13 protein-coding genes and 1 pseudogene are annotated in these 12,156 nt (G+C 41.2%); 7 read left to right on the top strand and 7 right to left on the bottom strand.

The features are described from left to right. Window positions 1-227: 227 nt before the first annotated feature. The 3 genes from SJ2017_RS18910 to SJ2017_RS18900 all read left to right on the top strand — a co-directional run bounded on the left by SJ2017_RS18910 (window position 228) and on the right by SJ2017_RS18900 (window position 2,428). A complete protein-coding gene (locus tag SJ2017_RS18910) occupies window positions 228-485 on the top strand; it encodes a YgjV family protein (protein ID WP_055023557.1) in 258 nt (85 codons plus the stop codon). Window positions 486-806: 321 nt separating this feature from the next. Further along, window positions 807-1,316, top strand: coding sequence for a phosphatase PAP2 family protein (locus tag SJ2017_RS18905; protein WP_055023556.1), 510 nt, complete (start codon window positions 807-809; stop codon window positions 1,314-1,316). Between the two features lie 68 nt (window positions 1,317-1,384). Next, the gene (locus SJ2017_RS18900) at window positions 1,385-2,428 is read left to right on the top strand and encodes an MJ1255/VC2487 family glycosyltransferase (protein ID WP_055023555.1); all 1,044 of its coding nucleotides are present in this window, start codon (window positions 1,385-1,387) and stop codon (window positions 2,426-2,428) included. A gap of 132 nt (window positions 2,429-2,560) precedes the next feature. On the opposite strand, the gene SJ2017_RS18895 is transcribed toward SJ2017_RS18900, so the two are convergent. Then, on the bottom strand, window positions 2,561-3,040 hold the full coding sequence (locus SJ2017_RS18895; RefSeq protein WP_055023554.1) for an Rsd/AlgQ family anti-sigma factor: 480 nt from the start codon (window positions 3,038-3,040) through the stop codon (window positions 2,561-2,563). 468 nt (window positions 3,041-3,508) lie between these two features. On the opposite strand from SJ2017_RS18895, the gene hemE reads away from it, so the two are divergent. Both hemE and SJ2017_RS18885 read left to right on the top strand, forming a co-directional pair. Then, entirely contained in the window at window positions 3,509-4,573 is a 1,065-nt protein-coding gene (gene hemE, locus SJ2017_RS18890) for a uroporphyrinogen decarboxylase (RefSeq protein WP_055023553.1), read from the top strand. A 311-nt stretch (window positions 4,574-4,884) separates the two neighbouring features. Then, window positions 4,885-5,103: a hypothetical protein gene (locus SJ2017_RS18885; RefSeq protein ID WP_055023552.1), complete on the top strand. Its 219-nt coding sequence runs from the start codon at window positions 4,885-4,887 to the stop codon at window positions 5,101-5,103. Window positions 5,104-5,205: 102 nt separating this feature from the next. On the opposite strand, the gene SJ2017_RS18880 is transcribed toward SJ2017_RS18885, so the two are convergent. From SJ2017_RS18880 to SJ2017_RS18860, 6 genes and pseudogenes are all read right to left on the bottom strand, one after another. Continuing rightward, the gene (locus SJ2017_RS18880; protein ID WP_055023551.1) at window positions 5,206-5,916 is read right to left on the bottom strand and encodes a DUF6445 family protein; all 711 of its coding nucleotides are present in this window, start codon (window positions 5,914-5,916) and stop codon (window positions 5,206-5,208) included. A 168-nt stretch (window positions 5,917-6,084) separates the two neighbouring features. Then, window positions 6,085-6,288: an ATP-binding protein gene (locus SJ2017_RS21770; protein ID WP_244899728.1), complete on the bottom strand. Its 204-nt coding sequence runs from the start codon at window positions 6,286-6,288 to the stop codon at window positions 6,085-6,087. Next, on the bottom strand, window positions 6,275-7,561 hold the full coding sequence (locus SJ2017_RS18875; protein WP_244899727.1) for a sensor histidine kinase: 1,287 nt from the start codon (window positions 7,559-7,561) through the stop codon (window positions 6,275-6,277). The genes SJ2017_RS21770 and SJ2017_RS18875 overlap by 14 nt, the downstream gene beginning before the upstream one ends. Window positions 7,562-7,604: 43 nt before the next feature. Beyond that, window positions 7,605-8,331, bottom strand: a pseudogene (locus tag SJ2017_RS18870) (response regulator transcription factor). A gap of 135 nt (window positions 8,332-8,466) precedes the next feature. Further along, window positions 8,467-9,219 carry a spondin domain-containing protein gene (locus tag SJ2017_RS18865; RefSeq protein WP_055023548.1) on the bottom strand — a complete coding sequence of 251 codons (753 nt, stop codon included), beginning with the start codon at window positions 9,217-9,219 and terminating at the stop codon, window positions 8,467-8,469. Window positions 9,220-9,231: 12 nt separating this feature from the next. Continuing rightward, entirely contained in the window at window positions 9,232-9,978 is a 747-nt protein-coding gene (locus SJ2017_RS18860) for a spondin domain-containing protein (RefSeq protein ID WP_080916941.1), read from the bottom strand. A gap of 150 nt (window positions 9,979-10,128) precedes the next feature. Here SJ2017_RS18860 and SJ2017_RS18855 point away from each other — a divergent pair, with 150 nt between their 5' ends. Beyond that, window positions 10,129-10,719, top strand: a complete 591-nt coding sequence (locus tag SJ2017_RS18855) for a GNAT family N-acetyltransferase (RefSeq protein ID WP_055023547.1) — start codon at window positions 10,129-10,131, stop codon at window positions 10,717-10,719. Between the two features lie 59 nt (window positions 10,720-10,778). Next, on the top strand, window positions 10,779-12,131 hold the full coding sequence (locus tag SJ2017_RS18850; RefSeq protein WP_167692944.1) for an NAD(P)/FAD-dependent oxidoreductase: 1,353 nt from the start codon (window positions 10,779-10,781) through the stop codon (window positions 12,129-12,131). Window positions 12,132-12,156: the final 25 nt, after the last annotated feature.

Raw genomic sequence — 12,156 nt, 5'->3', positions numbered from 1 at the left:
CCATAACATCGCACCTGAGGCTAGGTTGTAGGAAACTAACTTACATTAGTGCTGGATTAGGATGTTTATATTGATCTTAGTCATCTTATTACGGTTTTTTATTACAACCTTGTATGAATTTTTGTTAATATCAGCGCTTAATTAAATGCAGTTTGTTTTATTTGCTTTAGGGGCACGGACCCCCCGTAACGCTTATGGATGGCAGAGGGCCTTAATGAGAGGTTCTTATGGAAGGGTTAAACGTTGTTGAAATCATAGGTTATGGCGCATCAGTTATGGTGGCTATTTCATTAATGATGAAAGATATTATCTGGCTACGTTGGTTAAACTTTGTGGGTTGTACATTATTCGTTATTTACGGTGTGCAAATTGAAGCATGGCCAGTAGCAGGTATGAATGCCTTCGTTGCGGGGATCAATATTTTCCACTTGATCAAAATCTATCGTACCAATAAGTCAGAAAGCTTATCTGAAGCGTCTGCGTAAAAATGGTCAAGCGAGGTGCCTTTATTGGGCACCTTAATCCATCACTGAAATTTACTATTTACCAACCACGCTTAATATATCCTCTCTCGTTTTTATCTTTATGTCAGATCCAACGCTTTATTGACATATAAAGGCTGATGCAAGCTTGCCTGTTTGTGGTCTGATATCACTTCCTCTTATGACGGTTATTGCGGACACTTGATATCAGTATCAGATTCGTCATTGTCATAAAACTTTCGACAGAATGTCATGTCAGCGTCATTGGTCATATTTACAGTCCTAATCATGGTTGAATAATAAATAACCCAAAGGACTAGCGAGATGGTGAATATAGCAAACTTAGATAAGTTGTTATTTTGTCATATATTAACCTTTTGTCGTGAGCATAAGCTTAATCAGTTTGCTAAGCAGGTCTCTGCAACGGGTGATGGCCATATTTATGTGTATTTGGCCGTTGGATTGTTGTTTCTACATCCTCAAGGAAGCCACTTTTTCAACCTTATGTTAGTCAGCTATATTATTGAGCTGCCTCTTTATTTATTACTCAAAAATTTTATTCGTCGCAATCGTCCCTGCGCCGCATTTGCAGGGTTTGAATCTGATTTTCAACCATCTGATAAGTTTAGCCTGCCTTCTGGGCATACGGCGGCGGCCTTCATTATGGCATCAGTCGTGATGCATGTTTTCCCATTACTGGCTGTGATGGCATTTACTTGGGCTATGGCAATTGGCTTATCGAGAATCGCACTTGGCGTGCATTACCCATTAGATATCTTAGCTGGAATAGCATTAGGGCTCGGAGCGGTGAGCATGGCAGAGCAATTTATTTAACCACAGGGTATTTAACTCTTTTTATTTTGTGGGATGTAGAAATTAGTGGCAGGTAATCAAGGGCGTTTATGAAAATCTTATACGGTGTTCAAGGTACAGGAAATGGCCATATTAGCCGTGCACGTGTGATGGCGAAGTCACTGAGTAAAACGGATATAGAGGTCGATTTTTTATTCAGTGGCCGAGAAGAACATCAATATTTTGATATGGATTGTTTTGGTGACTTTCAGCTGCGAAAAGGTATGTCATTTATGACAGAAGGTGGGCGAGTTAATCTGCCAAAAACCATTAGACGCAATCTTTCTACGTCCATCTTCTCAGAAGTGCAGCACATGGACTTATCTGATTATGATTTAGTGATTAATGATTTTGAGCCTGTGACGGCTTGGGCAGCAAAAAAACAGGGAGTCACATCAATAAGCATCAGCCATCAAGCTGCATTGCAGTATCCTGTGCCTAAACAAGGGATGAGTTGGCTTGACGAACGTTTACTGAATAACTTCGCTCCAACAGATATTAAACTAGGTTGCCACTGGCATCACTTTGGTTTTCCAATTATTCCGCCTTTTGTTGAAGTCGAGCCAAACTGCGGTGATCACCATCATCAGATTTTGGTGTATTTGCCTTTTGAAAGCCCAGATGAGATTGCTCGGTTCTTGGCGCCTTTTAATCAATATCAATTCTTTGTCTATCATGCTGCAGAGCCGAATATAGCATTGGCAGACCATATTAATTGGTTCGGTTTCAATCGCACGGGTTTTAAAGCCCATATGTCACAATGTGGCGGCGTGATAGGCAATGCAGGGTTTGAACTGGCCAGTGAAGCCATGACACTTGGCAAAAAGCTGTTGGTAAAACCGTTATTAGGTCAATTTGAGCAGTCATCTAATGTGGCCGCATTAGAATTACTTGCTGCTGCACAAAGCATGGACACTTTAGATGGCAGTATATTAAAACGTTGGCTAAAGTCTGCATCGCCAAAGCCTATTCAGTACCCACAGGTCGGTGATGCTTTAGTGAAATGGTTAAAGCAAGGCGACTGGCATCAACATCAAATGTTGTGCAACGATTTATGGTCGCAGGTGGAATTACCAGATAACTGGCGTAAATGAAGGTATAACTGAGTATGCCTTGTGAGCGGGCAATGGAAAGCTAATGGTTTAAACTATTCTTAAGCGCTAATTTTATGTGCAAATGCTCAGCGCTAACGGTAATGACTAGCACCCATACAATTGGCAATAGCGTTAACTGGCCGCTTTTGAATGATGTTCGTAAAGTTGCTCAAGAAGTTCGTCTTCAAAAGCAAAACGCGTTTCCATTGCTTGAGCTAATTTTGATAAATCGGCGTCTAAGTCCATCAATACATCGTCACTTTCAACTTCTGTATATTTATCATTGAAGTCAAGCGCAGCATCGGTTGTTTCGCTAATTTGAGGCAGTAGCTGTTGTGCACGGGCTTTACTGCTTTCACCAGACTTCTCACATTCGTTGACCACTTGGTCATACACTTCAAAGTGTCCCTCGGAAACGTAGTCCACTAATTGTGCACAAAATTGCTTGACCGTTTCTGTGGTTGGAAGGCTTTTTTCTGGCGCAGTGTAAGGAGCTAGACCGGCAATATTGAAGTATTGGATCAGTAAATTTCTACGGTGTTGTAGCCATTGATCGACAAGCTTGTTAGAACCGCCCCATTTTTGTTCGGCTTTTTCTAGTTTTGTCAGCATAACGAAATCCAATATTGCAACTAATCCATAACACTTAATGTATGAGAGAAAGTGACTATTGATCAACTATTTTCTGTAAAAGATCGAATGGATCGACCAGAAGAAGGACGTTTTAATTGTAAAAAATAATGAAACTGTGGAGTTCAGAAAGAAAAATGCCCAGTGATAGCAAGCTATCACTGGGCAAATAGATTTTTTAAGGGCTCGATTTATCGTGCTTCTTGATTGTTCTTGCTAGCGCAGACTTTTTATACCAAACGCTAACAATAGGTGCAACTTTTTTATCCAATTAGCCTAATCTATACCTAATTATGAGTATTATTGTGAGCGTGATAACGATTACATTAGCAATTTCGATACTAGTTGGGGTGTTACTTCACATTAATTTAGCATTGCTGGTTACATTAATCGCATAAGTGCTAAACTACGCGCCAGCGGATATCACTATATGTTTAGGAATCAAGCCCCATGGCAGAATTAAAGAATGATCGTTATTTACGCGCTTTATTAAAACAGCCTGTTGACAGAACCCCTGTCTGGATGATGCGTCAAGCTGGACGTTATCTACCTGAATATAAAGCGACTCGCGCAGAAGCGGGTGACTTTATGTCTCTTTGTAAGAACCAAGATTTAGCATGTGAAGTGACGCTACAACCACTTCGTCGTTATGATTTAGATGCTGCAATTTTATTCTCAGATATTCTTACTGTTCCAGATGCAATGGGCTTAGGTTTATATTTTGAAACCGGTGAAGGTCCACGTTTCGAGCGTCCTACAGATACAATCGACGCTATCAAAAAGCTAGCTATCCCAGATCCTGAAGATGAGCTTGGTTACGTTATGCGTGCTGTTAGCACCATTCGTCGTGAACTAAAAGGTGAAGTACCATTAATTGGTTTCTCTGGTTCTCCATGGACACTAGCAACCTACATGGTTGAAGGTGGTTCAAGCAAGACGTTTGAAAAGATCAAAAAAATGGCTTACGAAGAGCCAGCAACACTACACATGCTTTTAGACAAGTTAGCTGATTCAGTTATCTTATACCTAAACGCACAAGTTGCTAACGGTGCTCAATCGTTAATGATTTTCGATTCATGGGGCGGTGCATTATCTCACCATGCTTACCGTGAGTTCTCGCTACGTTACATGCAAAAAATCGTTGATGGCCTTACTCGCCATGCAGACGGTCGCCAAGTGCCAGTTACTTTATTCACTAAAGGTGGCGGACTATGGTTAGAATCTATGGCTGAAACAGGTTGTGATGCACTAGGTTTAGACTGGACTGTTGATATCGGTGATGCACGTCGCCGTGTTGGTGAAAAAGTTGCCCTTCAAGGTAACATGGATCCATCAGTACTTTACGCATCACCTGAGCGTATTCATCAAGAAGTTGACCAAATCTTGTCATCTTACGGTGAAGGTACTGGCCACGTATTTAACTTGGGTCATGGTATTCACCAGCATGTTAATCCTGAGCATGCCGGTTCGTTCATCAACTCTGTGCATGAGTTATCGGCTAAATACCACAAGTAATGGGTATGAAGTTTGAGGCGTCGTGAAGATGCGTAAAAAAAGACGAGCTTAGCTCGTCTTTTTTATTTGTGAAAAAAGTGACGAATGACTAAAGCTGAACTAGCTTATAGGAATCATCGAGTTAAAGGTGTGGTGATATGTGTCACAAAGTAAATATGAGATATTCTAATTTGTGATCTTTGCAAAATTCTTCAGAGAGTTAATTTGATATTTTATACACATTCTGAGAATAAATATTTTATGCTAACTAGTTTTGTTTCACGATGGGATGGAAGCCACATCTAGTAGCCTTCGCTAAAAGAGAGTTAAATATGAAAATTCAAATTATTGTTGCTTTAGTGTTCTTCGCTATTTTTGCTGCTTTGCTTCCTGGCACCCATTACATCTATGTCGCCAATGCTGATTATTACATGGGGCAATACATCACAGTTGCTTCAGTATTATTGATGTGGATTAGCTTGTTTGCTGGTATTGCGAGTCTTTTCTTCCACAAAATTAAAAGCTTATATCAATCAATTTATAACGATTAATTGTAGACATACAAGGTTCGTTATTAATTGACTTGATACGTAAAGCCACCTTGATAGGTGGCTTTGTTGTTTTTGGCTTTGATGTTTTGAGCAATTATACGTTTAATCCTCTGTCATATAGAAGAAAGTAATCGCGAGTCTTTTTTCTCTCTTTTCTTTACCAAAGTAACTACTGGCGCTGTGAACCATATTGCCTTTGAATAAAATGAGGCGATTAAATTTATTTTCAATGGCTTCGTCTTCATACCAAGCACTTGGAGGTAAGCTGTCGGTGTTTAACGCATCCACTAAATTGTTATAGGGTTTTTGTACTAGATTACCGCCAGCAGCTTCATTCGCGTATTTCAAGCGATAGAAAGAGGTTCCAGAGTGTGGTTTAGGATTTTTACTTAAAAAAAGCACGGCGCCGTATCGACAAAGCTGCCGATTATCAACATGAGGCCTTGCCGCTCCTTCATCAGCCCCAACCAAAATGGCTGTGTTTGTATCAACAACGACACTGTTTGATTCAGCAACCCATAATTTATCGACTTTTAGGGTTTCTTTTATCCAGTTTTCTACTTGTAAGAGCTCTTTTTTCTTCAAGGCGTTTTTAGAGCGCATACCAGGCCATAACTCACTAGTATAAGGCTTGCCAAGCTTCCACTTACTTTTCATGAAACAGCGATTGGCAATCTCTGTTGCTTGCTTTTCAGAAAAGAAATTATCAATTATCCAAAAGTTTTTATTTTCTTCGGGCTTTTCATAATTGAGTTTAGGAGCATCGAAAGGTGCATCAGGAAGGTTGAGTTCATCTGAATATATTGGGTGCATGCTGTATCTACCTGCAAACGATTTAAAATAATAATTGTTCGTTTAATACGGACGGTGCTTGTTGAATTTATGTTATCAACATTCAAATGCGATGGGTAGAAAAGTGGCTCATTAACTTGTAAAAAAAGTGAGTAATCAAAATCGGAGTAACGATTACTCACATAACACTCAATGACTTGAAGAAAGCAGCTCAATATGAAAGCAACTTCCTGTACCAGGTTGACTATCGATATTTATACGGCACTTTAATATCTCAAGGAGCTGTCTAACAATTGCAAGCCCAACACCTAATTGTGGGAGTGGTTGTTCTGGTGAAAAGGTAAGTTGTTGCATTGATAATTGTTTTAAAGCGTCCACTTCATGCTTGTGCATACCAGCCCCCCGTGTCTTTAACGGCTAGCCAAGTTTGACCATTTAACGTTTCACTGTAAATGGTAATAGTGCCATCTTTAGGGGTGTATCTGAGCGCATTATCAACAAGGTTATTGAGTATTCTGCGCATCAATTGTGGATCGGTATAAACCTGTAATTCATCGGTAATATTAAATTGTAATCTTATTCCCAGCTTTTTAGCTCTAGGAGCAAATGTCTGATTCAAATCGAGTAACAACTCACGCAAATTGATTTGTTTAATTTGAGCGCTAATCTGACCGTTTTCTAGTGCTGCAAGTTCAAGCAGTTGCGATAGTAATTGTTGTAAGTTTTGCCCTGAGTTAGCCGCATATTCTATGTATTCTGGTTGGCGCTCATTTGGTGGGCAGAGCAACCAGGTATCTATATATCCTAATAAAGAGGTGAGCGGTGTTTTTAAATCGTGGGATAAATGCAGTAAAAAGTCATGTTTTGCTTGTTGCTGACGTTTAACTTGTTGATGTTGATTATTCAGCTCTTGCAGTAAATGGTTAATATGTTCGCTGAGCTTTTTGATTTCTAAGCTACCGTTATAACGGTTTGGGAGAGTTAGGCTGCTGTCGAAGGAATTCCCTTCAAACGAACACGCTTTAAGACGCGTTAAATCACTGGCTAACTTTTGAATTGGACGGGTAAAAAAGCCTAATAATAATACAAACAATATCAAGGCAAATATCACCCAAAAACCAATCGTAGCGCCCCATAGTTTAGGCTGGTTTTCAGAATTAATCAGCGACTGCCAGCTGTCATAATCTTCACCGCCAATAATCACGTATAAATACCCGCTGTGAAGGCCATCCTCTGTGATAAGTGGGCTGACTGAAAAAATCTTCTCAGTTTCAGTCGAACGAGGGTCTGTTCCTAAGATAGGTAAATCTCGGCGTGCTATAAACTGTTCAATTTTATCTAAACTCACTCGGTTTTTCTTAATCTTCTCCTCTTTTGCATCATAAGCAACGACTCGGCCTTCTGGATCGAGTGTGTAGATCTCAAAACTGGGCCCAAGTAACATAAAATCATGAAACGCTTCTTTTAATGCCGCATCAGAAGTAATGCCTTGAGAGAGTAATGGGTTGATATGTGCCATATGCTCAGCCAATTCGAGATGCAAAGATTGCTGAATTTGGTTACGACTAAATTCATGATTGAGTTGCAACCATTGCCATAACGCCATGAACAGAATAAGCACAACCAATGTCGCTGAAAGAAATAGTCGATTAAATAGTCGATTCATAATGACTGGCCTGCCTTGGTAACATCAGAGAAAAATAATCCATTTACGCTTCTGGTGGAGAAAATTTATAACCCACTCCCCACACTGTTTTTACGAGCTCAGGATGACCTGGACTGCGGGCAAGTTTGCTGCGTAAACGATTAATATGGCTATTTACCGTATGCTCGTATCCATCATAGTTATAACCCCAAACAGCCTCTAGCAATTGCATACGACTGAATACTTGGAGTGGGTGCTTGGCTAAAAATAACAGTAAATCAAACTCTCTTGCGGTGAGTTCAAGTGGGCTGTTATTGGATACGACCTCTCGGGTGGTTGAGTTAATGGTGACCCCATTAAAGTCCAATTGCTCAGTTTGTACTTGTTGAACCTTACTGCGCCTTAGCATGGCTTTAACGCGGGCTCTAAGTTCTAATACGCTAAATGGCTTCACTAAATAGTCATCAGCGCCAGCTTCTAACCCCAAAACAATATCGGCTTCAGAATCTTTTGCAGTTAGCATCATTATTGGTAATGACTTTTCTGCTTCTCGTAATTGCTGACATAACATGATGCCGTCACCATCAGGCAGCATCCTGTCCATGAGAATGAGGTCGAGCGTTTTTTGTGTCGATGATTTGCATTGCCTGACTTAACGTAGTCGCATGAAATACTTCATAATTTAATGCCGTTAAGTTGAGCATGATAAGTTTTGCTAAGTCTTGTTCATCTTCCACAAGTAAAATATGCGGCTTTATCTGATGGCCGTTATGCTTAGTGCTATCGTTCATCCAGAATGTCCCAAATCAGATCCCTACTGAGCAGACCTGACTTGGGCAGATTAAATTTCAAATTGTTTAAATAATGTTATCAAACAGAATTTAATCTATCGCTGAACAATCTAATTAGCTATGCATTCGCATCACTTACTCAGTACGGCTAATCGAGATAGAAACCGCTGGATTATCAAAACGATGTGAAGGCGTTAATACGCTATCCATTAACCCATCATACATAGTGATAACACCAGGGTGGATATGGACAAAATCAACATCATCACGTTCAGCGTTGTAGCCTTCACCACCATCAGCAGGTCCAGGCATAGTGCCTTGTGCTTCTGAGTTTGCTTCGGTTCCTGCATCGTAAACCATGCCACGCATAGATACTGAATCACTCACTGCGAGCATACTGATGTCATAGCTGTTTAAGCCTGTAAATGCATCATTGGTGTTCACTAACATAGTGGCAACCGTGAGGTTGGCTACATCGGCTTCTTCGAGTGTCACGGTAATGGTTTCTGACATCCCTGGCATTAAAATACCAGCGCCACTGACGGTTGAAGTAATGCCTTCAATCGCAGCAACATCTGCTGCATCACCACCTTCTGCGATTTTCTCTAGTGCAACGTTGGCTGCTTCACCGGCCTGCCATAACATGACATCATCACCATGAGAGGCGATAGCAATGGGAGACATTGGCTGGTTAGCTGTTAAATTCGTAACAGTGACAGTGTATGTTTGCATTACCACAGCTGGCGGCGTTGGTGTCACTGGTGCCGGTGTTGGTGAGTCATCATCGTCATCAGAACAACCACTTAACCCAATCACAGCGATAAGTGCTACGGCTGACAAACTGTATGGATGACTGCGTTTTTTGGACGTATTCGTTAAATATCTCATTGCGATTCCCCCTTATTTGACGGTAACAACAACTTTCGCCACAGGGTTTAACCAGCGATGAATACGACTGTCTAAATCACTGGCACCGCCTACTGCATCAGTATCGCCAAGCACACCTGGATGAGTGTGAACATAAGCATTAGTAGAACCATCCATAACACCAGTACCATTCATACCTCCGTCACCGCCAGGAGCAGCTGGAATACCTGGAACACCTGACATGCCGCCGCCATTGACGATTTCATCGTTGGCTTCTGTACCTGCATCATATGCATTTAAATACACAGTGTAGCTGCCTGCCTCAGTCGGAATTTCCCAGCTATCTAAACCAATAAAGGCATCGTTGGTTGGTAATACCATTGCCACAATCGATAAATGTGTCATATCCATAGAGTCGAGCATCACTTCACTTACATTCGCGCCAGGGGCTAATAATCCCATTGCAGGGTTAACAGCGGTAAAACCACCAGCACCCATTACGGCGGCATCTAAATCACCAACATCGCCGCCTTCAGCCATTTTTTGTAAGGCAGGCGTGGCCATTTCACCGACATGGAAAAGGTGACTGTCAGTATCATGAGCAGCAATCAGTAGAGGGGTGAAATGATTACCATGGGTTAGGTTAACGACACTAATTTCTAAATCAGCTGCAGATGCTTGAGCACTAAATATTCCGCCTGCAACTAATCCAAGGGTTAACAAGCTGGTTTTGACTGATAAATTTTTGTGTGTTGATGTCTTTAAGACTGATGATTTCATAACAGAGCTCCTTTTGTTTGATTGATAATGATTCTGACAAAGGGATCTCACTGGGTTATCGCTAAATTATCACAAAAGTTTAACATCGTTTATTTGAGCGATTTTTTTGTGTTATCGTGATGGTGAATAGTAAAATTTTAGGGTGTAAAAATGATAATAAGAACACTAACTCCTGAAGATTTTCAACAGGTTATTGAGCTAGGTAATTTAGTGCATGGTGAAGGTTACTTAGACATGCCTTCGCTGGAAAATATTTATCAAATGGGAATAAAAAATAATATTAATGCCCATTTTATCGCAGAAAATGAACAATTATCATCGGTACATCAGGCGCAAGAACAATCAAAAATAGCTGGGTTTAGACTGACCTATGCAGCGGGCAATTGGCCAATTGATAAATGGTGTACACCACAAAAATGGCCAGTTTCACCCGATCAAATGTGTTACTTCAAGTGCAATACAGTGGCTCAAGAGCTTAGAGGGCAAGGCATAGGTTCGCAACTACTACAAGCCTCTATCAAAGCAGTAAAAGCGCAAGGTGCGACAGCTGGAGTGAGTCATTTGTGGAAACAAAGCCCTAAAAATTCAGCAGTGGGCTACTTTACTCATGCTGGCGGTAAATTGATTAAAGAGCATCCGAGTCGATGGAACCAGCAGCAAGACAATAGTGATTATCTGTGCGTGATATGCGGCGATGATTGCCACTGTACAGCCTGTGAAATGGTGATTGAGTTTAACTAAATAACTCATTTTAACATTTCTCTGTATGACCACATTGGTGTTAACCGCGAGTACCCAACATGCCTCAAGCTTTGTATGATCCCTTAATTAATCAATCACCTGCTAAGCAGCCTTTTGCGCATAGCTACTGGGCGAGGACACAATCATTACCCGCATTACTTCCCTCACTCAAAGGTTCTCAGCAAACAGACGTTGCTATTATTGGCGGCGGCTATACTGGTCTATTGACGGCTTATTATTTAGCGACACAATACCACATTGATTGTCGTGTGCTTGAGGCTAATCAAGTGGGGTTTGGCGCTAGCGCTCGCAATGCGGGTTTTGTATTAAAAGGGTCTGGTCGTTTGGGGTATTCAGCAATGGCTGAACGTTGGGATCTAGACACTGCGCGCGGGATCTACAGTGAATTTAGTCAAGCGGTAAGTCGAGTTGAAGGATTAATACAGCAACATCACATTCAGTGTGAGCCACAAGATAAAGGTTATCTCAAGGTCGCTCATAATCCAAAAGCGTTAAAAAACCTTAAAGCGGCAGCCGAATATATTCAAAAAAATATGGCCCAAGGCAGCGATTTTACAGCCGAGTTTATTACTGCTGAACACTTTAGAGAGCAGTACCTTAACCACCATCAAGCTTATGGTGCGTTAAGGCTGAATGACGGCTTTGGAATTAACCCTCTTAAGCTATTACTGGGTTATAAGTCCATGCTTGAAAAACAGGGAATAACCATTAACGAGCAATCCTGTGTGCGTGACTGGATAGAGGAAAATGGAAAGCACCGTTTAGTAACGGATCAAGGCGAACTGTTAGCCAATAAGGTGATCATGGCGGGTAATGCTTATTCGCCTAAGCAGCTGAATCAAAGAATAGATGATAAGTTTTTGCCGATACTGAGCAATATAATCGTCACTGAACCATTAACTGCAGATGAGCTAAAAGCGGCAGGTTTGCATAGTCATCAAGTGACCATGGATACTCGAATATTAAAGTATTACTTTAGATTGCTGCCCGATAACCGTTTATTGTTTGGGGGCCGTGGGGCCGTATGGGGCAAGGACGCAGCTAAACCGATATATGGTCAGCGTTTGAAACTTGCGATGGATAAGTGCTTTCCACATCTGAGCCGAAAGAAGGTTGCTTATAACTGGACTGGGTGGATAGCAGCATCAATGGATGACATGCCCCATGTATATGGCAAAGATGGTGTCGGATATAGTTTAGGTTACTGCGGCGCCGGCGTATCATTTAGCGCTCAAGCTGCCTTTAGACTGGCACAAAGTATTGCAGGAGAAACCTTACCGAACTTACCGCTTTACAATACCCCATTACCGCCGATGCCGTTTGCAAAAGCAAGACGGCTAGGGCAATGGGGTTATTATCATTATGGCTGGCTCAAAGATAAATTCGGTTAATACTGATTTTATACATCGATACTAC

Origin of the sequence: Shewanella japonica, from assembly GCF_002075795.1 — a bacterium.
GTDB classification, from domain to species: Bacteria; Pseudomonadota; Gammaproteobacteria; order Enterobacterales; family Shewanellaceae; genus Shewanella; species Shewanella japonica.
This window is presented reverse-complemented; position numbering and strand designations above follow the sequence as displayed.